At 72.0% G+C, this 24,772-nt stretch carries 27 protein-coding genes, 1 pseudogene and 2 riboswitches; of the genes and pseudogenes, 7 read left to right on the plus strand and 21 right to left on the minus strand.

Annotated elements, in window-relative coordinates:
- Positions 1 to 67: 67 nt before the first annotated feature.
- The 10 genes from ET495_RS10380 to ET495_RS10425 all read right to left on the minus strand — a co-directional run bounded on the left by ET495_RS10380 (position 68) and on the right by ET495_RS10425 (position 9,438).
- Positions 68 to 823: a SipW-dependent-type signal peptide-containing protein gene (locus tag ET495_RS10380; RefSeq protein ID WP_129204749.1), complete on the minus strand. Its 756-nt coding sequence runs from the start codon at positions 821 to 823 to the stop codon at positions 68 to 70.
- A 74-nt stretch (positions 824 to 897) separates the two neighbouring features.
- Positions 898 to 1,602 carry a hypothetical protein gene (locus ET495_RS10385; protein ID WP_129204750.1) on the minus strand — a complete coding sequence of 235 codons (705 nt, stop codon included), beginning with the start codon at positions 1,600 to 1,602 and terminating at the stop codon, positions 898 to 900.
- The gene (locus ET495_RS10390) at positions 1,599 to 2,225 is read right to left on the minus strand and encodes a hypothetical protein (protein ID WP_129204751.1); all 627 of its coding nucleotides are present in this window, start codon (positions 2,223 to 2,225) and stop codon (positions 1,599 to 1,601) included. The genes ET495_RS10385 and ET495_RS10390 overlap by 4 nt, the downstream gene beginning before the upstream one ends.
- A complete protein-coding gene (locus ET495_RS10395; RefSeq protein ID WP_129204752.1) occupies positions 2,222 to 2,827 on the minus strand; it encodes a hypothetical protein in 606 nt (201 codons plus the stop codon). Before ET495_RS10395 ends, ET495_RS10390 begins: the two co-directional genes overlap by 4 nt.
- On the minus strand, positions 2,827 to 3,687 hold the full coding sequence (locus tag ET495_RS10400) for a hypothetical protein (RefSeq protein WP_129204753.1): 861 nt from the start codon (positions 3,685 to 3,687) through the stop codon (positions 2,827 to 2,829). The genes ET495_RS10395 and ET495_RS10400 overlap by 1 nt, the downstream gene beginning before the upstream one ends.
- A 151-nt stretch (positions 3,688 to 3,838) precedes the next feature.
- Positions 3,839 to 5,017, minus strand: coding sequence for a hypothetical protein (locus ET495_RS10405; protein WP_129204754.1), 1,179 nt, complete (start codon positions 5,015 to 5,017; stop codon positions 3,839 to 3,841).
- A 264-nt stretch (positions 5,018 to 5,281) separates the two neighbouring features.
- Positions 5,282 to 6,205 (minus strand): universal stress protein, encoded by a 924-nt coding sequence (locus tag ET495_RS10410; RefSeq protein ID WP_129204755.1) that lies wholly within the window; start codon positions 6,203 to 6,205, stop codon positions 5,282 to 5,284.
- Between the two features lie 195 nt (positions 6,206 to 6,400).
- The gene (locus ET495_RS10415; protein WP_129204756.1) at positions 6,401 to 7,150 is read right to left on the minus strand and encodes a C40 family peptidase; all 750 of its coding nucleotides are present in this window, start codon (positions 7,148 to 7,150) and stop codon (positions 6,401 to 6,403) included.
- A gap of 2 nt (positions 7,151 to 7,152) precedes the next feature.
- Positions 7,153 to 7,316, minus strand: a riboswitch (cyclic di-AMP (ydaO/yuaA leader).
- A 245-nt stretch (positions 7,317 to 7,561) separates the two neighbouring features.
- Positions 7,562 to 7,879, minus strand: a complete 318-nt coding sequence (locus tag ET495_RS19415; protein WP_342770095.1) for a C40 family peptidase — start codon at positions 7,877 to 7,879, stop codon at positions 7,562 to 7,564.
- 486 nt (positions 7,880 to 8,365) lie between these two features.
- Positions 8,366 to 8,526: riboswitch (cyclic di-AMP (ydaO/yuaA leader) on the minus strand.
- A 183-nt stretch (positions 8,527 to 8,709) separates the two neighbouring features.
- The gene (locus ET495_RS10425; RefSeq protein ID WP_129204757.1) at positions 8,710 to 9,438 is read right to left on the minus strand and encodes an iron-dependent transcriptional repressor DtxR; all 729 of its coding nucleotides are present in this window, start codon (positions 9,436 to 9,438) and stop codon (positions 8,710 to 8,712) included.
- Between the two features lie 106 nt (positions 9,439 to 9,544).
- Between ET495_RS10425 and serC the strand changes: the two genes are divergently transcribed.
- A complete protein-coding gene (gene serC, locus ET495_RS10430) occupies positions 9,545 to 10,693 on the plus strand; it encodes a phosphoserine transaminase (protein ID WP_211340829.1) in 1,149 nt (382 codons plus the stop codon).
- A 10-nt stretch (positions 10,694 to 10,703) separates the two neighbouring features.
- Here serC and ET495_RS10435 read toward each other — a convergent pair whose 3' ends face one another.
- A complete protein-coding gene (locus tag ET495_RS10435; protein WP_129204758.1) occupies positions 10,704 to 11,972 on the minus strand; it encodes an MFS transporter in 1,269 nt (422 codons plus the stop codon).
- 68 nt (positions 11,973 to 12,040) lie between these two features.
- Positions 12,041 to 12,466, minus strand: coding sequence for a MarR family winged helix-turn-helix transcriptional regulator (locus tag ET495_RS10440; RefSeq protein ID WP_129204759.1), 426 nt, complete (start codon positions 12,464 to 12,466; stop codon positions 12,041 to 12,043).
- Between the two features lie 196 nt (positions 12,467 to 12,662).
- On the opposite strand from ET495_RS10440, the gene ET495_RS10445 reads away from it, so the two are divergent.
- Positions 12,663 to 13,688: a type IV toxin-antitoxin system AbiEi family antitoxin domain-containing protein gene (locus tag ET495_RS10445; RefSeq protein WP_129204760.1), complete on the plus strand. Its 1,026-nt coding sequence runs from the start codon at positions 12,663 to 12,665 to the stop codon at positions 13,686 to 13,688.
- A gap of 9 nt (positions 13,689 to 13,697) precedes the next feature.
- A complete protein-coding gene (locus tag ET495_RS10450; RefSeq protein ID WP_129204761.1) occupies positions 13,698 to 14,864 on the plus strand; it encodes a nucleotide sugar dehydrogenase in 1,167 nt (388 codons plus the stop codon).
- Between the two features lie 95 nt (positions 14,865 to 14,959).
- On the opposite strand, the gene ET495_RS10455 is transcribed toward ET495_RS10450, so the two are convergent.
- The 5 genes and pseudogenes from ET495_RS10455 to ET495_RS19715 form a co-directional block, all read right to left on the minus strand.
- Positions 14,960 to 15,436: a PTS sugar transporter subunit IIA gene (locus tag ET495_RS10455; protein WP_129204762.1), complete on the minus strand. Its 477-nt coding sequence runs from the start codon at positions 15,434 to 15,436 to the stop codon at positions 14,960 to 14,962.
- Complete coding sequence (locus tag ET495_RS10460) at positions 15,436 to 15,666, minus strand: PTS sugar transporter subunit IIB (protein ID WP_129204763.1); 231 nt, start codon at positions 15,664 to 15,666, stop codon at positions 15,436 to 15,438. Before ET495_RS10460 ends, ET495_RS10455 begins: the two co-directional genes overlap by 1 nt.
- A 68-nt stretch (positions 15,667 to 15,734) precedes the next feature.
- Entirely contained in the window at positions 15,735 to 15,977 is a 243-nt protein-coding gene (locus tag ET495_RS10465) for a PTS sugar transporter subunit IIB (RefSeq protein ID WP_129204764.1), read from the minus strand.
- Between the two features lie 18 nt (positions 15,978 to 15,995).
- The gene (locus ET495_RS19710) at positions 15,996 to 16,334 is read right to left on the minus strand and encodes a UTRA domain-containing protein (RefSeq protein ID WP_425471233.1); all 339 of its coding nucleotides are present in this window, start codon (positions 16,332 to 16,334) and stop codon (positions 15,996 to 15,998) included.
- A pseudogene (locus tag ET495_RS19715) lies at positions 16,301 to 16,864 on the minus strand (GntR family transcriptional regulator); the annotation flags it as partial. The gene ET495_RS19710 and the pseudogene ET495_RS19715, both read right to left, overlap by 34 nt.
- 60 nt (positions 16,865 to 16,924) lie before the next feature.
- Here ET495_RS19715 and ET495_RS10475 point away from each other — a divergent pair.
- Genes ET495_RS10475 through nagB form a run of 4 tightly spaced genes read left to right on the plus strand, consistent with a single transcriptional unit; the run spans position 16,925 to position 21,047 of the window.
- Positions 16,925 to 18,271, plus strand: coding sequence for a PTS transporter subunit EIIC (locus ET495_RS10475; RefSeq protein WP_129204766.1), 1,347 nt, complete (start codon positions 16,925 to 16,927; stop codon positions 18,269 to 18,271).
- On the plus strand, positions 18,271 to 19,965 hold the full coding sequence (ptsP, locus tag ET495_RS10480) for a phosphoenolpyruvate--protein phosphotransferase (RefSeq protein WP_129204767.1): 1,695 nt from the start codon (positions 18,271 to 18,273) through the stop codon (positions 19,963 to 19,965). Before ET495_RS10475 ends, ptsP begins: the two co-directional genes overlap by 1 nt.
- Positions 19,966 to 19,995: 30 nt before the next feature.
- Entirely contained in the window at positions 19,996 to 20,265 is a 270-nt protein-coding gene (locus ET495_RS10485; protein WP_129204768.1) for an HPr family phosphocarrier protein, read from the plus strand.
- Positions 20,265 to 21,047, plus strand: coding sequence for a glucosamine-6-phosphate deaminase (nagB, locus tag ET495_RS10490; protein ID WP_129204769.1), 783 nt, complete (start codon positions 20,265 to 20,267; stop codon positions 21,045 to 21,047). Before ET495_RS10485 ends, nagB begins: the two co-directional genes overlap by 1 nt.
- A gap of 218 nt (positions 21,048 to 21,265) precedes the next feature.
- Here the strand turns inward: nagB and ET495_RS10495 are convergent, their stop codons facing one another.
- The 4 genes from ET495_RS10495 to ET495_RS10510 form a co-directional block, all read right to left on the minus strand.
- A complete protein-coding gene (locus tag ET495_RS10495) occupies positions 21,266 to 21,889 on the minus strand; it encodes a nitroreductase family protein (protein ID WP_129204770.1) in 624 nt (207 codons plus the stop codon).
- Positions 21,886 to 22,095: a hypothetical protein gene (locus tag ET495_RS10500; protein ID WP_162616440.1), complete on the minus strand. Its 210-nt coding sequence runs from the start codon at positions 22,093 to 22,095 to the stop codon at positions 21,886 to 21,888. The genes ET495_RS10495 and ET495_RS10500 overlap by 4 nt, the downstream gene beginning before the upstream one ends.
- A gap of 287 nt (positions 22,096 to 22,382) precedes the next feature.
- Positions 22,383 to 23,546 carry a non-hydrolyzing UDP-N-acetylglucosamine 2-epimerase gene (gene wecB / locus ET495_RS10505; RefSeq protein ID WP_245993021.1) on the minus strand — a complete coding sequence of 388 codons (1,164 nt, stop codon included), beginning with the start codon at positions 23,544 to 23,546 and terminating at the stop codon, positions 22,383 to 22,385.
- 98 nt (positions 23,547 to 23,644) lie between these two features.
- Positions 23,645 to 24,694 (minus strand): LCP family protein, encoded by a 1,050-nt coding sequence (locus ET495_RS10510; protein WP_129204772.1) that lies wholly within the window; start codon positions 24,692 to 24,694, stop codon positions 23,645 to 23,647.
- Positions 24,695 to 24,772: the final 78 nt, after the last annotated feature.

Genomic DNA, 24,772 nt, shown 5'->3' on the forward strand with positions numbered 1-24,772 from the left:
GTCCGGTGTGCGGCGCACCACCTGGCCGCCGCGGCGCCTAACGCTCGTTCGCAGCGGCACCCGGCGCTCAGGGCGCCACGAACGAGCCGAGACCCTGCGTGCGCACCTGCTCGAGCGAGAGCTGCACGTTCGCGAACGTGTACGTCTTCGACATGAACTGCTGCGCGTCCGCGTCGAACGTTGCCGTCACCAGCACCGTGAGCCGGTCCGTGGTCTGCCCGTCCGTCATCGCGAGAACGGTGCTGCCGTCCGCGTCGTCGGCCCCGGCCTCCTGGCCGTCGGTCGCGGCAGACAGGTACAGCAGCGGAGCGCTCAGGTCCGTGAGCGGCTTCGGTGCGACCAGCGTCGCGCCGTCGCGGTAGACCGCGTACGTGTAGGTGACGCCGTCGGACGCCAGGTCGATGCCCGTCGACCCGTCGAGCGTCAGGGCTGCGACCAGGTTGTCGCCCTCGAGCGTGACGTCCGCGGTCACGGTGACCCCCACGCGGTCCTCGGGAGACATCCGCCAGGCGGACGGGTCGTCGATCTCGTGCCCGAACACCGCGTCCGGGCCGTCGTCCTCGCCGTCGGGGAGGGTGCCGGGCAACGCCGTCGTGGCGTCGGCGCGATCGGCCGACACGTCCCAGAACTGCATCTCGCCGACCGGTGAGACGTCGAGCGTGCCGGAGACGATCGACCCGCCGGTGTACGTCTGGGCGTCGTGCCAGTAGGCGAAGGTCGATCCCCCGCCGAGCACGAGCACGGCGGCTGCGGCGACCCACAACGGACCGCGTCCGCGCCGCCTCTCCTCGGTCATGACGATGACCGGTGTGGTGGAACTCATGGTGCACTTCCTCTCGAAAAGTCACCCGGGACGGAGTCCCGGGAAGAGCGCGGCCCGGCGGGCCGATCGTGTGCCTACGGGACGAAGGGCCCGGAGGAGTCGTTGTGGCGGGTGACGAAGGGGGTGATCGTGATCGGCGTGTCCGGCTCGCCCTCGCTGCCAGGCGACACCAGCGCCCACCACTGCGCGCCCGCCCGCGCGGTGTCCCCGTTGTCGTCCAGCGCCTCGACGACGGCCGAGTTCGTGTGCTGGACGTCCTGGGGCCAGCCGCCGTCGGCCGTGAAGCACCACTCCTGCTCGGCCGGGGAGCCGGCGGCGCCGTCCCCCGGCGGCTGGAGCACCAGCGACCACGGCTCCTCCTGCGGCGCGGGCGGGGCCGAGCAGCCGTCGTCGCCTGCAGGGAAGACGCGCATGGTCGACGTGGAGGCAATCGATCCGAGCTCCGGCGCGGGGGCGGACACGCTGTACGACAGCCCGGCGGCGCCGTCCGCGTGCCCGCGCACCGTGAAGCGCCACACGACGGGCCCGTCCATCGCCTGGGCGACGACCGCACCCGGCACACGCACCTCGATCGGTTCCGCGGACGACGACGGCGTTCCCGCACGTGCGTACTGCGTCGTCCCGTCCTGGCCCTCGACCGCGAACCACACGCCGCCCACCGGGACCGCCGCGAGCGGCACGTCCGTGGCCGCGTACCACAGGCCCGAGGCGCTGGTCGCGACGGCGACGGCGATCCCCGCGCCGGCGGCGGCCCGCAGCGCACGCCGCACCCCGCTCACGGCGTCCCTCCCTCGCGCGTCACGAACCCGGGCCCCTCGCGCACCTGGTCGAGCGTGACCCTCAGGCCCCGCACGTCCCACGCGCCGCGTGTCGGCTCGTCGTCCGGCGCCCACGTGTACTCCCCGAGCACCCGGACGTCGACGACGACGACCCACCTCGCCTCGGTGCCACCGTCGGAACCGGCCAGACCCTCGACGGCCACCGGCTCGCCGAGCGCGGCCTCGCCGTCGGACGGACCCGCCAGCGCGCCGCCCGGGGCCTCCACGTGGTACGTGACCTCGGTCGGCACCCCCGGCACGACGTCCGACGCTCTCAGCGTCAGCGCCGCGGCCAGGTTGTCGCCCCGCAGGTACGTCGTCACCGGCAGGGTGACGCGGATGACGTCGCCCGGCATGGTCACGTCGCCGGGGGTGAGGGGCACCAGCCCCTCCTCGGGAACGACGCGGTTCCAGACCGGCGCCTGGGCCGTCAGCCGCAGGTCGCCGCTCGCGACGCTCCCGCCGGCGAACGGCGCGCTCGCGTGCCACATCCCCCACGCCACGCCGCCCACGGCCAGCGCAGCCGCGAGCGCGGCGGTCGCCGGAGCGGCGGCCGCGGCCACGACCCACCGACGCGGCGTCACCGGGTGCCCCCCGCGCGCGCCATGAGGTGCGGGCCGTAGCCGAGCAGCGCCGTCTTGCCCTGCGCGAGCGTTGCGACGGTGCCGATGTCGCCGAGCACGTCGTCGTGCACCTGGACGTCGTTGAGGCTGGTCGCCCACGTGCCCGACGAGGTGTTGCGCACCTCGAACACGAACCAGACCGGGGTGCCCGCGCCGATCTGCGCTCCGGCTTGCAGCTCCGTGCCCGTCGCGATGATGCGCTGCGGCGTGGACTGGTCGGTCACGCCGGCGAACGCGCGCTTGGTGAGCGTGACCCGCGGTTCGGCGGAGAACAGCAGCAGCTGCGCCGGCTCGACCACGAGCCCGTCGTAGGCCGGGTCCCCCGACGAGACCGTGTGCCGGACCGTCACGGGCGTGCCGTCGGTGGGAGGGCCGGCCGGCGCCGTCGCCGTGACCGACGCCGTCCGGCACCCCTCGGGGACGACGGGTTCGTCCGGGCCGAGGGTGAGGCCGTGCTCCTTGCCGACGTCGTCGATCTGGGTCGCGAACCGTAGGTCCGCCTGCGGGGCGGGCGCACCGTCCCGCACCTTGAGCGTGTACCGGCCGCCGTCGGCCTCACCCATCACGACCACGGCAGGGCTGGGCGCGACCACGATCGGGTTGACGAACCGTGCCGTGTTGCCGCTGCCGGACGGGCCGGCGACCGACCCCCTCGGGTTCTGCTGCCCTGTGGCGGTCGAGACCCGTCCGGGGGCACCGACAGGGACGCCGTCGTCGAGTTGGACACCCGCACGACGACGTCGAACTCGGTGCCGTCCGAGCCCTCGACGGCTCTCACCGACGCCACGTGGGGATCGGACCCCGCGCTCGCGTCGGACTCGCTCACCTCGAAGTCCTCGGGGCTGACGGTCGACGGGTCGAGGGACACCGAGGACGTGAGCCGGAACACGATGTCGCGTGCCATGGTCGGCTCGGTGCCGCCGTCCTGTCGCGTGATCACGAGCGTGGGCAGGCAGGTGCCCTCGACCCGGACGGCGCGCGAGTACTGCGCGGACTGGTGCTGCTCGCGCTCGACGTGCGCCTGGATCCGCACCGCGCCGTCGACCGCGCCCGTCCCAGGGTTGACCGGCCGGACGGTCGAGCCGTCAGGCAGCGTGATCTCCCCGAGCGGGAGCGAGAACAGGAGCGTCCGCGCCGCGCCGGGGGCAGCCGAGGCTCCGCTGACCGATCCGAGATAGACCTCGGCCTTGGTGCCGCTCGTCCAGTACAGGTCGATCGTGACGGGATCGCCCGGCACGTGGCCGTCGCTGAGAGTGGGGCGGGCGGCGGCGACGGTCGCCAGGCAGACCGGCGTGCCGGCCTGCGCGTTCGTCGACGCGAGGGCGTCCACCGGCACGGGACCTGTCAGCACCGTTGCCGCTCGGGTCGGGTACCACGTGCGGATCTTCTGGTTGGCCGTGGCGCTGACGTTGGTGAACAGCACCGTGCTGGTGGCCGTCTCCTCGTTGACGGTGATGTCCTGCGAGGCCGACGCCCCCCGAAGGTGTTCCGCTCGACGGTCGCCGTGCCCGCCGCCAGCAAGCGCACCGAACCGGAGGCGTTCCGGTACCCGTTGAAGTAGTTGTCCGAGATCGTCACCCCGAGGGCTCGACCGAGCCTGCGGGCTTCTTCCCCAGGAGATAGATCGCGACGTCACCGCTGCCGGGGGCCGAGGTGAAGACGTTGCGCTGGACCGTCGTCGTGCCGGTCAGCCTGTCGTCCATCGGCAGCAGGAGGAATGCCTCGCTCTCGCCCGTGCCGTAGACGTTGTTTCCGAGGAACACGCCGTCGGTGATCTCCAGGTCGTTGACCCATGCGAGCGGCATGTGCAGCGCGTGCACGTCCCGGAGGTTCGCGATCTTCAGGTGGCGCAGCGCAAGGCCGTCGATCCTGGCTCCGATGGCGCTGATGATGCGCGCGGCACAGCCGGTCCCGTCCAGGGAGCCGCACCCGCCGCCGGCCGACGGCGGGTAGCTGGTCACGACGTCGTCGATGACGACGTGCTCGACGGCCGACGCTCCGGAAGCGAAGTAGTAGATGCCCGCATCCGTCTGGCTGCCGTAGTACCCCCGCACGTCGTAGTGCTGGATCGTGACGTTCCGCGCGCCCGGGAGGAACGTGGCGAACCGTTCGGGGTTGTAGTTGTCGGTCGCGATCACGTGGCCGCGGGTACCGTCTGCCGACCCGTCGAGCACCACGTCCCTCGCCGCGGGGCCGAACACGAACGACGACCCCGCGGAGAGCACCTGGTCGGCGTTGCGGACGGTGATGCCGGGGCCGTTCAGGTAGAACGCCGCGCCCTCGGACGAGTCGCATGTGGTCGCGGAGCTGCACGCCGGGGCCGAGGCGCCGTTGACCAGGAGCCGGTGTCGCAGGTCGATGGTCACCGGGCCGGTGACCTCGAAGAACGCGCCGTAGTAGTCCTGGGACCAGATGGGCGTGACACGCATGCGTGCCGCCCTGGCGTCGAGGGAGGTCACGGACTGCCCGCCCACCATCCGCGTCGCCGGGCCGATCGAGTCGGCGACGGTGATCTCGATGCTGCCTGCCGCCCCGGCCGCGTTGAGCGCGTTGGCCTGCTCGACCGCCGCGCGCAGCGTGCACACCGGGGTGTCACCGTCGGTGCGGGTCCGGCAGATCCCGTCGCCGAGGTTGTCGTCGGGGCCACCCCACTCGACCGAGTTGACGACGAGCAGATGGTCAGGCGTCTCGGCCGCCTCCGCTCCCGCAGGCCACACCGCAGGGGTGGTGGCGAGAACGAGCAAGGCGATCACGGCCCCCCACGACCACCGTGACGCGGCAGCGCGGGGGCGCCGACGCGCGCGCCCAGACTCCTCCATGTGTCCCTCCTGGGGCCACGCCATGTGGCCCTACGGACAGAAGGACGCAGGAGATTTGGCACGTATGGCGCTCACGCGCGCCGACGGGCTTGTGAAGAAGTGCACAGGTGGCGTCGCCCGCGATCGCCGCCGAGGGAACACGCCCGGCCATTCGGGCGACGAATCGCGCCACCGGGCATCAGGGCACCTCTGCGGGAACTACCCCTCCGGCTGGCTCTTGCGGTTGATCACCAGCACCGGGCAGCTCGCGTGGTGGAGCACCGCCTGGCTCGTCGACCCGAGCAGCAGCCCGCGGAACCCGCCACGGCCACGCGACCCGACCACCAGCAGGTCGGCCGCCGTCGAGAACTCCGTCAGAAGCTCGGCACCGGTGCCGTCGAGGACGATGCGCTTGATCTTCATCCCGTCCGCCTCGGCCTCGAAGCGGTCGACGATGACGTCAAGCCCAGCCTTGACGTCGGCCAGCACCTGCTCATGGTCGATCTGCGCGGGCAGCCACGCCAGCACGCCGGCTCCGCTGCCCACCGGAACACCCGCGACGGCCACCAGCTCGGCGTCCCACACCTTCGCCTGCCCGACCGCAGCCCGCAGCGCTACCTCAGCCGACGGCGAACCGTCTACCCCGACGACGATGCGGTGCACCGTGCGCCCCGTGCCGCCCCCTGCGGGTTGCTTCTCGTCGGCGTGCGGCCGCAGCGGCACGACGACGACGGGGCACGCCGCGTGCGCCGGCAGCGCCGACGACACCGTGCCCAGCAGTCGCTCGGTGAACCCACCGTGCCCACGTGTACCGACCACGGCGAGCCCGTAGTCCTTCGACAGCTCGACCAGCACCCCGGCGGCATCGCCCGTCGCGACCGCGGCGGTGATCGGCACCCCCGAGTCCACGACGCGCTCCTGCGCCTCGATCAGGACGGACTTGGCCCCCTCCTGGATCGCGGTGTCGTCGAGCGCGGCGTACCCGCCGTCGAGGGACGCCGCGGTGAACGACGGCAGCGAATAGCTGCACACCATGTGCAACGCCCAGCCCACGCGCTTGGCGTAGGCCACCGCCCAGTCGAGCGCATGGAGGCTCGGTGCCGAGCCATCCACACCCACAAGGACGATCTCCGGTCGAGTCATCGTTACCTCCGTCGTCGCAGGTGCGCCGCGCAGTCGGCGCCCGGGCCGCTTGGTCAAGACTATCGAACGTCCTGGCAAAGCAGCATAGAACGCGTCTCGCCACGCGCGGGCCACGCGTGACGCCAGCGGACCCCGTCGCAGACGACGACGCCCCGGCCCGCCGAGAGGCGGACCGGGGCGTGTGAAGGTGCGGCGTCAGGAGACGCGCAGGAAGACGGGGTTCGACTGCCAGAGCTTGTGGACGCTCGCCGTCGTGCCGGGGCGCGATGCCTCGATCTGCATGCCGTCACCCAGATAGATCGCCACGTGACCGGGCGACCAGATCACGTCACCGGGCTGGGCCTCGGCCCGCGAGACCTGCGTCGTGTGCGACGAGTTGAGGATGCCGCGCGACTGGTGCGGCAGGTCGATGCCGAGCTGCGCATAGACGTACGAGACCAGGCCCGAACAGTCGAAGCCGCTCGGCGTGGCACCCCCGTACACATACGGGACGCCCACGTAGCGCAGCGCGACCGAGGCAGCACCCGAGGCACTGGACGCAGCCGGCGCTGCGGCACGCTCGGCCGACCGCGACGCCGTCGCGGCGCGTGCGGGCGCGGCCTGTGCCGGTGCGGCCGGCGTGACCTGGACGGCACCCTCGGCCGCGATCGACTCGACCTCCACCTGCGCGTCGGCGGGGACCGTCACGACCGGGGCTGCCTGAAGTGCCTCGCGAGCCTGCGCGGTCAGCGCGTTCAGATCGGCACCCGCCGTCTTCGTCGCGACGCCGCCCTCGGCCGGGGCCGCGTGCGCGGTCGTCGCGAAGGACGAGACGAGGATGCCACCCGCGGTGGCGACGACGGCGGCTCGACGACCGACGGCGGCAGCGTTCTGGTTCAGCCCGCTCAGCGGGGTCAACGGGCGGCGCGCGGCGCGATGCCGGGCGCGCGTCGTGCTAGCTGTCACGTGATCCCTCTCCGGAACGCCTGCGAGGTGAGCTGTCGGGTTCGGGTAGGAGATGTACCCGGCCGGTCGCGGCCCGGAGGCCGTGCCCGGCTTCACCCCAAGGCCGTCGAGACGGCCGGAGAACATGGTTCCCCCGTCCCCGTCAAACGGAAGGTCGTCACCACATCCCGGTGACGGGGCTCGGCGTCCGGGTGTGGACCGGGCTGGAGAACCAGCCCGGCGAGATCGACGGTATCGGACGCTCGACCAATTGTCACGGCCGGATCACGAACCGATCGGATTTCACCACGGCCGCTGCTCGCCGAGTGCCACCGCATCGGCCCGGCAGGGGCCCTCGAACCCTGTCCGCGTACGCCTCGGGGCCCCGTCGCACGCGACGGGGCCCCGAGGCTCTCGTTCCGGGTGAGCGGTTCAGCCGACGCGGATGAAGACCGGGTTCGACTGCCAGAGGCTGCGGAACTGGATCGACATCCCAGGCCGCGGCGCGTCGATCTGCATGCCGTTGCCCGCGTAGATGGAGACGTGGCCGGGCGTCCAGATGATGTCACCCGGTCGCGCGTCGGCCGCAGAGACGACGGTCCCGGCCGAGCGCTGGCCGCTCGACGTGCGCGGCAGGCTGATGCCCACCTGAGCGAACACGTACTGGGTGAAGCCCGAGCAGTCGAAGCCTGCGGGAGTGGTCCCACCCGCGAGGTAGGGCACGCCCACGTAGCGCCCGGCGATCGACACGACGTCCGAGCCGGCCGCGAAGTCAGGTGCAGGGGCCGCCGTCGCCGTCTGGGCGGGAGCGGCCGCGGTCGTGGTCCGCTCCGTCGTGCGCGAGGTCGCCGCGGCGCGCGCGGGACGGGCGGCGGCACGCGGCTGGGGCGCCGGGGTGACCTCGACGGTCGCGACACCGCCGTCGGGGCGATCGCCTCGACCTCGACCTGCGCGTCCGCAGCGACGGTCACGACGGGTGCGGCCTCCAGGGCCTGGCGGGCCTGGGCCGTCAGGGCTCCCAGGTCCACGGTGCTGAGCCGGGCTCCGGCGTCGTCGCGGGCCGGAGCCGCCTGCGCGGTACCGGCACCGAGGGTCGAGATGATGAGGCCGCCAGCGGTGGCCACGACGGCGGCGCGTCTACCTGCGCCCGCGCCGACGGTCTGGGCGATCTCCGTGAGGGGGGTCACGGGACGACGGGCGGCGCGGTGCCGCGCGACGTTCGCTGCGCTCACAAGCTCTACCTCTCCATGCCGCCAACGAGGTGAGCTGTCGGGTTCGGGCAGGAGATGCACCCGGCCTCGGCCGGCCCGCAGGCCGCCCAAGGCTTCACCCCAAGGGCTCCGTCTCCGGGAGCCCGCAAGTGGGTCCCCCGCCCCTGCCTTCGGAGGTCAGTCCGTAGCGCGGGCGGTGGCAGGGTTCGGCGTCCGTTCGCGCGCACTCGGGGGAAACCCTGAGTGCGTAAGGGACCGTACCCGAGCCGGTCCCGCGATGTCACGCTCTGGTCACGAATTCAGTCGGAACCGACCGGCACCCAGCGCGCAGTGCACGGTCGCTGGCGCGCAGACGACCGTGCGGGCGCGTCAGCGCTGCGTGACGAACAGGTGGCGAGCGGCGTCCTCCGGCAGACCGATCGCGTCGTCGCGGCCCGCGACCACGACCATGTACGTCCCGTCGGCCAGCGACGCCGACACGCTCGCGCCCGGCACCAGCCCCGCACCCGAGAGCCGCACGAGCAGCTCGACATCGGTCTGCAGCGGCTCTCCGATCCGCTGGAGCACCAGCTCCACCGGGCCGCCGGCGCCCGGGGCCGCGACGGCCGCCAGCGCCTCGAACACGCTCGGCAGCGGCGCGACGCCCGCGAGGTAGGGCTGCTCGCGGCCGGCGTCGTCCGTGCCGAGCTCGGACAAGCCGGGGATCGGGTTGCCGTACGGGTCCTGGTGCGGGTGATCGAGCAGCGTGAGCAGGCGACGCTCGACGTCCTCGCTCATCACGTGCTCCCACCGGCACGCCTCGGTGTGGACCTGCTCCCAGTCGAGCTTGATGACGTCGGTCAGCAGCCGCTCGGCCAGGCGATGCTTGCGCATGACCCGGCGGGCCTTGTCCATGCCGGGAGCCGTGAGCTCCAGGTGCCGGTCCCCGGTGACGACGACGAGGCCGTCACGCTCCATGCGCGCGACCGTCTGCGACACCGTGGGGCCCGAGTGCCCCAACCGCTCCGCGATCCGGGCGCGCAGCGGGGTGATGCCCTCTTCGACGAGCTCGTAGATCGTCTTCAGGTACATCTCGGTGGTGTCGATCAGGTCGGCCACGAGCTTTCCTTCCGGTCTCCAGGATCCACCGCGCACCGCGCGGACGACGCGCGGCGGAACGCACGACGAGACGGCGCGGGGGCGGGGCAGCAGGCCCGCTTAGTCTATGGCCATGCCGATGACGATCCCCGCCCACCTGCTCCCCGCCGACGGCCGGTTCGGGTCGGGGCCGTCCAAGATCCGGCCTGCGCAGATCGACGCGCTGACCTCCGCGGGTGCCGCCGTGCTCGGCACCTCGCACCGCCAGCCCGCGGTCAAGGACCTGGTGCGCCGGGTCCGTTCCGGCCTCGCCGACCTGCTCGCCGTCCCCGACGGCTACGAGGTCGTCCTGGGCAACGGCGGGTCGACGGCGTTCTGGGAGATCGCCGCGGCCTGTCTCGTCGAGCGCCGCGCGCAGCACGCCAGCTTCGGGGAATTTGGGGCGAAGTTCGCGGCAGCGACCGCGCGGGCCCCCTTCCTCGCGGCCCCGCAGGTGCTGCGCGCCGAGCCCGGCACCGTCGCGCTGCTCGAGCCGTCGCCCGGCGAGGACGCCGTCGACGTGCACGCGACACCGCACAACGAGACCTCGACGGGCGCGATGATCACCCCGACGCGCGTGCCCGGGTCCGCAGAGCGCGGGGCGCTCATGCTGATCGACGCGACGAGCGGTGCCGGCGCCCTGCCCGTCGACCTCACGCAGACCGACGTGTACTACTTCGCCCCGCAGAAGGTGTTCGCGGCCGACGGCGGGCTGTGGCTCGCGATCGCCTCCCCCGCCGCGATCGAGCGCGCGGCCCGCGTGGAGGCTGCCGCGCCCGCGGACGGACGCTGGGTGCCCGAGTTCCTGTCGTTCACCACGGCGCTGACCAACTCGCGCGCGAACCAGACCCTCAACACCCCGGCGGTGGCCACCCTCGTGCTGCTGGCCGAGCAGGTCGACTGGCTGCTCGCCCAGGGCGGCCTGGAGTGGTCGGCGGCACGCTGCCGCGAGTCGGCCACGGCCCTGTACGACTGGGCTCAGGCGCGCACGTGGGCGTCCCCGTTCGTGGCCGACCCAGCCCACCGGTCGACCGTCGTCGGAACGATCGACCTCGACGCCACGATCGACGCGGGCGCGGTGGTCGCGGCCCTGCGCGACAACGGCGTGCTCGACGTGTTCCCCTACCGCAAGCTGGGGCGCAACCAGCTGCGCGTGGGGATGTTCCCCGCGGTCGACCCGGCCGACGTGCAGGCGCTGACCGCCTGCGTCGACTACGTCGTCGAGCACCTGGGCTGACGCACGGCCCTCACGCGGTGGCCGTCTGGTAGACCACCTCGACGTGCGGGCGCGGGTGCAGGTGCGGGCGCAGGCGCAGGTTCCAGTTGCGCACGGCCCACACGGAAGCCGCGCCGACCACCAGGAACGTCGCGATCGACCCGACGAGGATCGACCAGCGCGGCCCGAACTGCGAGCCGATCCACCCCACGAGCGGCGACCCGATGGGCGTGGCGCCCTGGAACACCATCATGTACAGCGCCATGACGCGCCCGCGCATGGCCGGGTCGACCGACGTCTGGAGGGTCGCGTTCGCGGCCGTCATCATGGTCAGCGACGAGAGCCCCACGGGCACGCAGAAGATCAGGTAGCTCCAGAACGTGGGCATCAGCGCGTTGAGCGTCGTCGCCACCGCGAACGCCAGCCCTGCCCCGAGCACGAGCCGCACGCGCGGCCGCTCGCGGCGCGCGGCCAGCAGCGCACCCGTCAGCGAACCGATCGCGAGCACCGACCCGAGCACGCCGAACTCACCGGCCCCCTTGCCGAACTCGACGCGGGCCATCATGGCGCTCGTGAGCTGGAAGTTGAGGCCGAACATCGACACGACGGCCATGACCGCCATGATCATGACGATGTCGCTGCGCCCCCGGACATAGCGCATGGCCTCGCGGATCTGGCCCTTGGACCGCGGCGCCGAGGGCAGCACGCGCAGCGTCGCGGTGTTCATCACCGCGAGCGCCACGATGGTCGCCGCGAACGAGACGCCGTTGATCAGGAAGACCCAGCCCGCGCCGACGGCGGCGATGAGAAGACCGGCGGCGCCAGGTCCGATGAGACGCGCAGCGTTGAACGAGGCGGAGTTCAGACCGATCGCGTTGGGCAGGTTGTCCGCCGGCACGAGCTCGGCGACGAACGTCTGGCGCACCGGCGAGTCGATCGCCGAGGCGACCCCCAGCAGGAACGCGAGCGTGTACACGTGCCACAGCTGCACGGTGCCGCTGAGGGTGAGGGCGGCGAGCACGAACGCGAGCACGCCCATGGCTGCCTGGGTGGCCATGAGGAGCTTGCGGCGCGGGAGCCGGTCGGCCAGGAGCCCCGCGTAGGGCGACAGCAGGAGGAACGGCAGGAACTGCAGCGCCGTCGTGATGCCCACCGCGGTGCCCGAGTTGTTCGTCAGGTGGGTCAGCACCACCCAGTCCTGCCCGACGCGCTGCATCCACGTGCCGACGTTGGCGACGAGGGCCGCGCCGAACCACAGGCGGTAGTTGGGCTGGCGGAGGGAGGTGAAGGTGGAGGCCATGGGTCCTTCGGTTCGACGGTCAGGCAGGGGGCGGGTTTCGGGCGCGTGAGCGCTCGGGGTCTGGGCTCTCAGCAGGCGGCGAGGTCGGCGAGCAGCGCGCCGGCGCGGTCGAGAAGCGCGCGGTCCTCGGCGCTCAGCGTGTCGAGCTGGCGGGCGAGCCAGGCGTCGCGGCGCCGCCGGGTCTCCTCGACCTCACGCCGCCCGGCCTGGGTGAGCCGCACGACGACGAGCCGCCCGTCGGTGGGGTGCTCGGCCTTTGCGACCATGCCGAGCTCGGCGAGCGCGTTGACGGTGCGGGTCATCGACGGCGGCCGGACGCGCTCGCGCTGGGCGAGCGCGCCGGGCGTCTGGTCGCCGTGGCGCATGAGGTAGGTGAGGACGCCGAACTGCGCATCGGGCAGGTCGGCTTCGCCTCGTTCGGCACGAAGCCGCCGCACGAACCGGCCGACGGAGACGCGCAGCTCGCTCGCGAGAGGAGCAGGTGCAACAACCATTCCCTTACCTTAGGTCATTACCTCTGCTAATGACCACCCCTCCGGGCCGTCGCCTCGGCAGTCCGTCGTCCCCGCGTGCCCCCGGGCGCACGCGCTGACGACGGACTGCCGACGTGACTCCCGGCAACCCACAGGGTTGTGCACAGGGAGGCAGGGCGGGGGCAGCACCTGGGGCGGGCGCGGGCAGGGTGAGCGGATGGAGGGATCACCGAGACTGCTCATCTCCCGCGAGCACGACCGAGACGAGCTGCGCCGCGACCTGGCCGCAGGGCGACTGGTCCGGGTGCGGCGCGGTGCGTACGCGCCGGGACCCGCATCCTTCGACGCGCAACGAGCCCGGGTCCTCGCCGTCCACCGGCAGCTGGTCGCACCGCACGTCTTCGGCTTCGCCTCGGCGGCCGTGGTCCACGGGCTGCACTCCTGGAACCGCCCGGAGCAGGTCCACGTCGTCGTGGGCTCGCGGCCCTCGGGCCGCAGCGCGGCCGACATCGCGCGGCATACCGCCGAGCTCGGCCCCGCCGCGGTCACGACCGTCGACGGCCTGCCGGTCACGACCCTGACGCGCACCGTCGTCGACTGCGCGCTGACGATGCACCCGATGGAGGCCCTCGTCATCGCCGACGGCGCGATGAACCGGCTGGAGTTCGACCGCGACGCGGCGCTCGCCCAGGTCGCCGCCCGGCGCCGTCCCAACGGCAAGGCCCGCGCGGACTGGGTGCTGCGGAACGCTGCGGCGGGGACGCGCTCCGTCTGGGAGACCTGGCTGCGCTACCTGCCCTTGCGCGAAGGGTTTCCCACACCGGTGGTCGAGCCTCCCGTCGTGACGAGGCTCGGCGTGATGCACCCGGACATCGGGTGGCCCGACCTCGGTCTGTACGTCGAGTTCGACGGCCGGGTCAAGTACCGGGACGACGGCCTCCGGCCGGGGCACAGCGCGGAGCGCGAGCTCCTGGCGGAGAAGCGCAGGTTCGACGCCATCCGGGAGACAGGCGTGAACCCGCTGCGCGTCATGGCCGCCGACGGCCCCTACCGCTACATGGAGCGCCTGAGGTCCCGCCTCCCCCCGCACCTCAGATCCACATTGCGGGTGAACCCCGGCTCCCCCTTCCGCCCCAGCGCGTCAGGTAGGCAGTTCGTCGTCAGCGCGTGCGCCCGGGGGCACGCGGGGACGACGAACTGCCGACCTGACAAGGACGACCCTCGTCTGGGCAAGGCTCTTTAGGATGAAGCGGTGAAGATCGCCATCGCCGGTACCGGCTATGTGGGACTGTCCAACGCCGTCGTCCTCGCGCAGCACCACGAGGTGGTCGCGGTCGACATCGACCCGGGCAAGGTCGACCTGATCAACCGGCGCCGCGCGCCCATCGTCGACACCGAGCTCGAGCAGTACCTGAGCGAGAAGCCGCTGTCGCTCACCGCCACGACGGACGGCGACAACGCGTACGCCCACGCCGAGCTCGTCGTCGTCGCGACTCCCACCAACTACGACGAGGTGACGCAGTTCTTCGACACCTCGAGCGTGGAGGGTGTCATCGACCAGGTCTTGGCGGTCAACCCGGCCGCGCTCATCGTCGTGAAGTCGACGGTTCCGGTCGGATTCACCACCCGCATGCTCGCCGAGCACGACGGCGCAGCGATCGTCTTCTCGCCCGAGTTCCTGCGCGAGGGCCGGGCGCTGTACGACAACCTCCACCCGTCTCGCATCGTCGTCGGCGACCGCTCCGACCGGGGCCGGCTGTTCGCGAACCTGATGCTGGAAGGTGCGATCGACCAGGACGTGCCGGTGCTGCTGACCGATCCCACGGAGGCCGAGGCGATCAAGCTGTTCGCCAACACCTACCTGGCGCTGCGCGTGGCCTACTTCAACGAGCTCGACACGTACGCGGCCACCCGCGGGCTCGACACCGCGCAGATCATCGAGGGCGTGGGGCTTGACCCGCGCATCGGGTCGCACTACAACAACCCGTCGTTCGGGTATGGCGGCTACTGCCTGCCGAAGGACACCAAGCAGCTGCTGGCCAACTACCAGGACGTGCCGCAGAACCTCATCAGCGCGATCGTCGATGCCAACACGACACGCAAGGACTTCATCGCCGCCGACATCCTGCGTCGAAAGCCCCAGGTGGTCGGCATGTACCGGCTCATCATGAAGTCGGGTTCGGACAACTTCCGGGCCTCGTCCATCCAGGGTGTGATGAAGCGGCTCAAGGCGAAGGGCATCGAGGTCGTGGTCTACGAGCCCACCTTGGAGCAGGAGGAGTTCTTCCGCAGCGAGGTCATCCGCGACCTGGAGGAGTTCAAGGCCCGCTCCGACGTCATCGTGGCGAACCGCCGCACCGAGTCTCTCGCGGACGTCGCCGCGAAGCTCTACACCCGCGACATCTACGGCCGCGACTGACACCGCCTCCGTCCGGCTCAGTTCGGCAGTCCGTCGTCAGCGCGCGGCCCGGGGGCACGCGGTGACGACGGACTGCCGAACTGAGCGGGACGGAGTCAGGCAGTGCGGGCCGGGAGGGTGAGGAGCGGGTCGCCGGCGGCGACCGTGGTACCCGGTGCCGGCACCGGGAGTGCGCCGTCGGGGCCGGCGTCGAGCGCGACCACCGGCACGAGCGCGGACCGGCCGCCCGCGGTGACGGCGGCCGGGTCCCAGGTCACCACGACCTGCCCCGCCTCGACCGCGTCCCCCTCGGCGACGTGGAGCGTGAACCCCTCGCCCTCGAGCTGGACGGTGTCGATGCCCAGGTGGACGAGCACCGCCCGCCCGTCGGGCGCGGTCACGACGAACGCGTGCGGGTGCAGCTTGACGACGGTTCCGCTCACGGGCGAGACGGCGTCGCGGCCCGTGAGCGGGTCGGGGTCGACGGCCACGCCGGGGCCGACGAGCCCGGCCGAGAACACCGGGTCGGGCACGTCGGCAAGCGCCCGCACCGTCCCGGCGACCGGCGCCAGGACCGTCAGAGCCTCGCTCATCAGCGAAGGTCCTCGATGTCGGACGCGATGTTGTCGGCATCCGGCCCGACGACGACCTGCACGGCGGAGCCGCTGCGCACGACGGCGATGGCCCCCGCGGCGGTCAGGGCCTTGTCGTTGACGAGGGCCGGGTCCTCGACCTCGACGCGCAAGCGCGTGATGCACGCTTCGAGCTCGATGACGTTGTCGTCGCCGCCGAGCGCGTCGAGGATCTGCTGAGCCTTGGACATGTGTGGTTCTCCTTCATGACGGCGTCGCTGCGGCGCGGCGCCTGGTGCGGACCGGACGGGAGCCGGGATTACATGAGGTCCTCGAGCGCCGAGGCGAGGTTGTCGACCTCGGGGCCGATGACGATCTGGACCAGGCGTCCGGTCCGCATGACGCCGTGGGCGCCGGCGGCGCGCAGGGCGTTGCAGTCCACCAGGTCGGGGTTGTCCACGAGGGCACGCAGACGGGTGGTGCACGGGTCGATCTCGACGACGTTGTTCACGCCGCCGATGGCGTCGAGCACCGCTCTGGCTTTGAGGGCAAGGGACGTCATCGTTCCTCCGGGTGGGGTCTACCCGCGCTCATCGGGGGCGGAGTCCGAGCGTCGGGTGCGCGGCACGATCGTAGGTTGGGGTTCGCGCAGCGGCACGACGAGCGTGTGTCTGTCGCCACGAGTGCAGTTCTGACCGAACATGACGGGGGTGTCACCGCTGAAGGTGATGCGCCTGGTGCGCAGCACCGCGTGAGGCAGGGTGACATCGAGGAACTCGGCTTCGCGGTCGGACGCGAGCCCGGCCGAGATGGCGTCCTCCCCCAGGTGGGGGGCAGCTCGGCGGCGCGCAGGGCGTCGTAGAGCGACGGCGGGACGCCGTGGTCGAGCAGCTCGGGGGCGAGGCTGACGGGGATCCAGCTCTCCTCCAGGGAGACCGGCAGACCGTCGGCGGTCCGCAGCCGCTCGAAGTGGTGCACCAGCGCGCCAGGGTCGATCGCGAGCGCGTCGGCGAGCCATCGCGGCGCCTGCAGGCACTCGACGACGAGGGCCCGTGAACCGGGGACGAGCCCGCGGTGCCGCATCTCCTCGCCGAACGTCGTGAGCCGCAGCTCGAACTCGCTGTGCACGCGATCCGCGACGAACGTGCCGCGACCGTGCTCCCGGCGCAGCACTCCCTCGCTGACCAGGCCGTCGATCGCCTGGCGCACGGTCATGCGTGAGATCCCGAAGCGGTGGGTCAGGAAGCGCTCGGACGGGATCAGGTCGCCGACACGGAGCTCGTCCGCGATGAGCTCCTCCAGGTACTCACGGACCTGGAGGTGCTTGTAGGCACCGGCAACGTGCCCGTTCACTGTGGTCGTGGGGATCACCTTCCTGTGCCGTGCCCGGGACCGCGTCGTCATACCCGTGCCGCCGACGTTCTCTTCGCGCTGCTCGGGTTGACACATTATCTGGTCTGGACCACTCTTGCCGCAAGTGGTCCAGACCAGACCGAGGACGGTGTGAAAATGTCTGCTCAAGCAACGGTGCCTACCACCAAGAAACGCTCGATCCCAGGGTTCGCTCAGCTCCAGCGCATGGGGCGCTCCCTCATGCTCCCGATCGCGTCCCTGCCGGCCGCAGCGCTCCTGCTGCGGCTCGGCCAGCCCGACATGCTGGGGGCCGACGGCCTCGCCAAGTCGTGGGGCGACTGGCTCCTGCCGGTCGCCGACGTGCTCGGCGCAGCGGGTAACGCGCTCTTCGCCAACCTCGCGCTGCTGTTCGCGCTGGGCGTCGCCGTCGGGTACGCCCGCAAGGCCGACGGGTCCACGGGCCTCGCGGCACTCATCGGCTACCTGGTGTTCGACGGCGTCAGCAAGGCGCTGTCGCCCTATGTGCTCGGCCGCGCCGCCGAGGGTGAGACGCAGGCGCTCATCAACTACGGCGTGCTGGGCGGCATCGTCATCGGTATCACCGCCGCGCTGCTGTACCAGAAGTTCTACCGGATCAAGCTCCCGGCATACCTCGCGTTCTTCGGCGGCCGCCGGTTCGTACCCATCATCACGGCGGGCACCGCGGTGCTCATCGCCGTCGTCGGCGGCCTCATCTACCCGGCCTTCGACTGGCTCATCAACGACCAGATCGGCGGGTTCGTCACCGGATCGACGATCCTCGGCGCGTTCGTCTACGGCACGCTCAACCGCCTTCTGCTGCCGTTCGGCCTGCACCACCTGCTCAACTCGCTCCCCTGGTTCCAGTTCGGCGAGTTCACCGACGCGACCGGCCAGGTGTGGCACGGCGACATCGCCCGCTTCCTGCACGGCGACCCGACCGCCGGCACCTTCATGACCGGCTTCTTCCCGATCATGATGTTCGCGATGCCGGCCATCGCCCTCGCGTTCATCCACACCGCGAAGTCGGACAAGCGCAAGATCATCGCGGGCATCATGGGCTCGGCCGCTCTCGTCGCGTTCGTCACCGGCGTCACCGAGCCGCTCGAGTTCGCGTTCGTGTACGTCGCGTTCCCGCTGTACGCCGTCCACGCCGTGCTCACCGGCACCTCGCTCGCCCTGGTGAACGCACTCGGCATCCACTCGGGCTTCGGGTTCTCGGCCGGCGCGATCGACTTCACGCTCAACCTCGGCATCGCGCAGCGGCCGCTGTGGTTGATCCCGATCGGCCTCGCCTACGCCGTGGTGTACTACGCGATCTTCCGGTTCGCGATCACCAAGTTCAACCTCAGGACCCCCGGCCGTGAGGACGACGACCTGGCGACGGCCGACGGCACCGACATGTTCGAGCCCGCCCGCGAGGCCGCGGGCACCGTGACCGACACTCCGGCCCGCGGCGCGAACGACGACACCGGGTCGCGCTGATGACCGGCACCACGCCGAGCGGGTCCGGGCTGACGGGTGCACCCGTCAGCCCGGGCCTCGCGGCCGGCGTCGTCGCCACCATGCGCACTCCCGTCGGCGAGCCGGCAGCGGCCGCGCTCGCCCCCGCCGACGTCGAGGCCGCCGCCGAGCGGATCGCGACGTCGTCGGCGGCCGTGCGTGACGAGCTCATGCGCCGCGCCGGGATCGCCAAGGGCGAGGGCGCGCAGGTGCTCACCGCCACGGCGGCCATGGCCGCCGACCCCATGCTCGTGGGCGACGCCACACGGCGCGTGCGCGAGCAGGGCCTGTGCGCCGAGCGGGCGGTGTGGGACGCGGCCGAGGCCGTGGCCGCACAGCTCGAGACGCTCGGCCCGCCCCTGTCGGAGCGGGCGCGCGACGTGCGCGACGTGCGCGACCGCATCATCGCCGACCTCACGGGGCAGCCGGCGCCGGGCGTGCCCGACCCGGGCAGCCCGTTCGTGCTCGTCGCCGTCGACCTGGCGCCGGCGGACACCGCGCTGCTCGACCCCGAGACGGTGCTCGCCCTCGTCACCTCGGAGGGCGGCCCGACGTCGCACACGGCGATCCTCGCGCGGTCGCTCGGCATCCCCGCCGTCGTGGCCGTCGCGGGCGCTGCCAGCCTCGTCGACGGGCAGGTCGTCCTGGTGGACGGGACTGCCGGCACGGTGACGGTCGACCCGGACGAGGCCGCCGTCGCGGCCGTCCAGGCACGGCCCAAGCGGGCGGCACGCGTGTTCGACGGCGTCGGGCAGACGGCCGACGGCGTGCGCGTGCAGCTCCTGGCCAACGTCGCCGACCCCGACGCGGCGCGCGCCGCCGTCGCGGCCGGGGCCGAAGGCGTGGGGCTGTTCCGCACCGAGTTCTGCTTCCTGGGCCGCACCAGCGAGCCGACGGTTGCCGAACAGATCGAGGCGTACCGCGGGGTGCTCGCCGCATTCGCGGGCACGAAGGTCGTGATCCGCACGCTCGACGCCGGAGCCGACAAGCCCCTGCCGTTCGTCACCGCGGACTCCGAGCCCAACCCGGCGCTCGGCGTGCGCGGGCTGCGCACGGCCACCGCTTATCCCGGCGTGCTGGACCGCCAGCTCGAGGCGATCGCAGCCGCGACCGCCGCCGAGCAGGCCGAGGTGTGGGTCATGGCGCCGATGGTCGCCACGCCCGACGAGGCGCGCGACTTCGTCGCCGCGTGCCGCGCACACGGCATCACGACCGCGGGCGTCATGGTCGAGATCCCGGCCGCCGCGCTGCGGTCCGCCGCGATCTTCGAGCATGCCGACTTCGCCAGCCTGGGCACCAACGACCTGGTGCAGTACACGATGGCGGCCGACCGCATGCTGGGCGACCTCGCCGAGCTGTCCACCCCGTGGCAGCCGGCGGTGCTCGACCTCATCGCGGCCACCTGCCACGGGGCCCGGCCTCACGGCCGGCCGGTCGGGGTGTGCGGCGAGGCCGCCGCCGACCCTGTGCTCGCGCCCGTGCTCGTGGGCCTCGGCGTCACGTCGCTGTCGATGACGCCGCGCGCCCTGGCCGACGTCGGGGCGGTGCTCGCCGCCCTCGACCACGCCGAGTGCGTGCGCCTGGCGGAGGTGGCCCTCGGGCACAGCACCGCCCGCGAGGCACGCGACGCCGTGCGCGACCAGCTTCGACCGGTGCTCGATTCGCTCGGGCTATGACGCCCGTGCTGGGAACGAAGGAGAACTGACATGCTCGAACGCCCTGTGACCGTTGCCATCCTCGAGGGCCTGCACGCGCGGCCCGCGGCCCTGTTCGCCCAGCTCGCGGCGAGCCAGCCCGTCCAGGTCAGCATCGTGCGGCCGGGCGGCGACCCTGTCCCGGCGGCCAGCGTGCTCGGCGTGATGTCGCTGGGTGCGAAGGTCGGCGACACCGTGACGCTGTTCGCCGCTGACGAGGCGTCCGCCCAGGAGTCCCTGGACACCCTGGCGGAGTTCCTCCTCCAACGGGAGATCGCCTGATGGAGCTCGTGATCGCTCCCGCTGATGAGCTGGCGGTGCTGGCGGCGGATGCGGTGGAGTCGTTGTTGCGGGCGAAGCCGGATGCGGTGCTGGGGTTGGCGACGGGGTCGAGCCCGTTGGCGGTGTACGGCGAGCTGGCGCGGCGTCATGCCGAGTCGGGGTTGTCGTTCGCGTCGGCGACGGGGTTCATGCTCGACGAGTACGTGGGGATCGCGGCGGATCATCCGGAGCGGTACCGCAACGTGATCGAGCGGGAGATCGCCTCCCCGGTGGGGTGGCCCAGCCGGCAGGTGCACGGCCCGGACGGGTCGGCGGCGGATCTGCCGGCGGCGTGCGCGGCGTACGAGAAGGCGATCGTGGATGCCGGGGGTGTGGATCTGCAGCTGCTGGGGATCGGCACCGATGGGCATATCGCGTTCAACGAGCCGGGTTCGTCGTTGGCGTCGCGGACCCGGATCAAGACGTTGACGAGCCAGACGCGGCAGGACAATGCGCGGTTCTTCGGCGGTGATGTCGAGCAGGTGCCGCGGCACTGCCTGACGCAGGGGCTGGGCACGATCATGGCGGCACGGCATCTGGTGCTGCTGGCCACGGGGCGGGGCAAGGCCGAGGCCGTGCACCAGCTCGTGGAGGGCCCGGTGTCGGCGTTGTGGCCGGCGACGGTGATGCAGCTGCACCCGCACGCGACCGTCCTGGTCGACGAGGGCGCGGCCTCACGCCTGCAGCTGGCGGACTACTACCGCGAGACGTACGCGAGCAAGCCCTCCTGGCAGGGCCTGTAACCCACGCCCGCCGCGGGGTTGTCGAGGGCACGGACCGTGCCCTCGACAACCCCGCGGCGTCGCATGCTCAGCCCAGGAAGACCTGGGAGCACAGCAGCTCGTCGCTTCCCGGGCGCGCGTCCACCGCGCACGCGATGCCGATCTCCGTGACCGCGGCACTGCCGCCGCAGCCGCCTGCAGAGCGTGGGCGGCGGCACGGACCGGCGGGTTCACGGGACTCACCGCAGGCGTGGACGCACCGTGCCCGTGTGCGTCAGCAGGATGTCGTCCACCTCCGGGCGCGCCGAGCACGCCACCGGGTACCTGTCGCGCAGGTTCCCGAACCCCACCAGGCAGACGACGGACTCGTCGTCGGCCAGGGGGACGCGTGCGCGCAGCACGGAATCGTCCGGCGTCCCGTTGAGGACCACGCTCCCCAGCCCTTGGGCGTGCAGGCCGTAGACGAACGACATCGCGAAGAAGCCCCCGTCCACCCACATGTCGCGGCGCTCGCTCGCGTCCGGGCCGACGGGCCGGGTGGTCGTGATCACGGCGAGGCCACGCAGCTCGCTCACGAACCCGTAGGCGCCCCGGTGCGCCGCGAGCAGCCGCGCGATGACGCCACGCCTGGTGAACACGTGAACCTTGAAGAAGCGACGGTCGCCGTCGGCCGGGGCCGTCGCGGCGATCCGCACCGCACGGCGGATCTCCGCATCCGAGACGGGCACCGCGGAGAACTGCCGCACCGACCGGCGCGTCAGGAAGAAGTCCTCCCGGATGCCTGCGACCGCCGCCAGCACGCTCTTGCGGTTGACGGCGCAGATGCCCGCGTCGCTGGCGCCCGCGTCGATCACCGCGCTCATGCGCGCGATGTGGGGGATGTCGTGCGCGGGGTGCCGTGCTCGACGCGGAACATGATGTAGGCGTCAAGCACCCCGGCACAGTTGCGGGCGAGCGCGTCGTGGCCGAACCGCTCCCGGTACGCCTCGACGAGGTCGAGCAGCTCGGCGATCGCCCCGTCGCCGAAGACCGGCGGGGGCTCCGCCAGGCTCATCGTCTTCTCGACCACGTGGCACCGGTACATGATCGCCGCGCGCATCCCCGCTCGGCTCGCCTCGGGACGGTCCCCACGACACGTCATTCGCTCCCCACCATCGCTTTCGCCGTCCGGAGCGGGGAGCAGGTCGCCCGGGGCGGACCCTCGAACCCGAGGTCCGCCTCCACCCCGGCGCGGCAGTACCGAGGACTGCTTCGAGAACGACCGGGAGTGCCGCTCGACGGGAGCGAAGCAGAAGCCACGTGGGCGTCGAGCGCCGAATGTCGCCCGTTGACTGGAAAATCGATGCAGATAGCGGTTTATTTCACCTGCTGCACGCCGAACTCCCCCAGCCGCACCCCGCGCCCGAGCAGCTGCGCGATCGCGGCCACGACACGCTCCGCTGCCGCGCCGTCCCCGTAGGGGTTCGCGGCCTGCGCCATCGCCGTGTACGCGCCGGCGTCGGTCAGCAGCGTGGCAACCTCCGCCACGATCCGCTCCTCGTCCGTGCCGATGAGCCGCACGGTCCCCGCCTCGACCGCCTCGGGCCGCTCGGTGTTGTCACGCATCACGAGCACGGGCTTGCCGAGGCTCGGCGCCTCCTCCTGCACACCGCCCGAGTCGGTCAGCACCACGGTGGCGACCCCGAGCAGCCGGGTGAACTCCCCGTACGGCAGCGGCTCGGTCACGAGCACGTTGCCGAGCCCGGCCACCTGCGGCAGGACCGCCTCGCGCACGACGGGGTTGCGATGCGCGGGCAGCACCACGGTCAGGTCGGGGAACTGCCGGGCCAGTCGCGCGATCGCGCGACCGACGCCCTCCATGGCCTCGCCCCAGTTCTCACGCCGGTGCGTGGTGACCAGCAGCACCCGTCCCCCTGCGTCCGCGAGTGCCTCCAGCGCGGGGTCCGTGAACGGCGTCCGCCTCCCGGCCGAGGCGAGCAGCGCGTCGATGACGGTGTTGCCGGTCACGACGACGTCGGCGCCGTCGACGCTCTCGCGCAGCAGGTTCGCCTTGCTGGTCGCCGTCGGCGCGAGGTGCAGCGCCGCCAGCTGCGAGGTGAGCTTGCGGTTGGCCTCCTCCGGGAACGGCGAGGCGATGTCGCCGCTGCGCAGCCCTGCCTCGACGTGGACCACCGGGATCTGCCGGTGGAACGCCGCGAGCGCCGCTGCGGTCGACGTCGAGGTGTCGCCCTGGACGACGACGGCGGCCGGCCGCTGCGCCTCGAGCACCGGGTCGAGGCGTTCGAGCACGCGCGCGACGATCCGCGACAGGCTCGCGCCGTGCTCGAAGACGTCGAGGTCGTGATCGGGCACGATCCCGAAGAGGTCGTTGACCTGGTCGAGCATCTCGCGGTGCTGCCCGGTGACGACGGTGACGACGTCGAGCACCTCACTGGCTTCCAGGGCGGTGATGACGGGAGCGACCTTGATGGCTTCCGGGCGGGTTCCGTAGACGACCATGATCCGAGGGCGCGTCGGCATGCCTCAGTCATATCCGACCGGCGGCCCAAGTCCAAGAGCCTCGGTGCGGCCGACGGCGGGCGTCGTCGTCTGGTCGGGGTGCCGCGCAGGCCCGTGCTTCAGCGCACCGTCGCCGGGAGCACGTTCAGGTCGGCGGCGTGCTCGGCCACGTAGGCCGTCGCGGTGTCGGCGGCGAAGGAGGCCATGAGCGGGTCGAACCTGGCGTGGTCGAGCACCACGATCGACTGCCCGTCCGCGCTGCGGCCCGTGCCGGAGTCGGGGGCGGTCATGAAGGTGACGTCGTTGGTCGCCAGGCCCCGCGCGCTCAGGTACAGGCCGCGCATCCGGGTGATGGTGAATCCGTCGTCGGCCGCCACGGACCGGCTGACCGCCGTGAGGAAAGAGGTCATCGTGCCGACGTCGTTCCGGTTGTTGTTGACCTTGGCGAGCATCGCGCGCATCCAGTTCTGCTGACGCTGCACGCGACCAAAGTCGCCATTGACCAGGCCGTGGCGCTGGCGGACATACTTCAGGGCTTCCTCGCCCGCCATCTGGTGAATGCCCGCGGTGAAGAAGACCTGTTTGCCGTCGCCGATGTCCTGCGGGACGCGGATCTGCACGCCGCCCAGTGCGTCTGTCATATTTCCGAACGACGTGAAGTCGGTGACGACGAAGTGGTCGACATGGATTCCCGTGAGCTGTTCGACGGTCTGGATCAAGAGCGACGGCCCGCCAAAGCTGAAGGCGGCGTTGATCTTCGCCTCGCCGTGGCCCGGGATCGGCACCCAGGAGTCACGCGGGATCGACACGACCTGCGCGGCCTGACGGTCGGCGGGCAGGTGGACCAGCATGATCGCGTCGGTGCGCTGTGCACCGGCTTCCCACTGCGACGGGTCGCCCGCGCTGATCCGGGAGTCGGAGCCGAGCACGAGAATGTTGACGGCTTCGTCCGGCTCGGACGGGTCCGACGGCGCCGGCGCCGGGCGGCCGGGAATGCCGGCGAACGGGTCACCGATGCGTTCGATGTTGCCGTCGAGGCTGTTCTGGAACCAGAGCGCGGCACCGAACCCCGCGCCGCCGAGCACAAGAACAAGAATCCCGAGAGCCGTCAGCGCCTTTGCCGTCGGGCTCGTGCTGCGCGGGCGCAGGTGCATCGGTGCTCTGGACATGACCAAGAGTCTAGGAACTGCCTTGCGGCGTGTTCGCATCACGTCGCATTCCTTCGCCTAGGCTGGTTCGCAGCACAA

It is taken from the genome of Xylanimonas allomyrinae (assembly GCF_004135345.1).
Taxonomy (GTDB): domain Bacteria; phylum Actinomycetota; class Actinomycetes; order Actinomycetales; family Cellulomonadaceae; genus Xylanimonas; species Xylanimonas allomyrinae.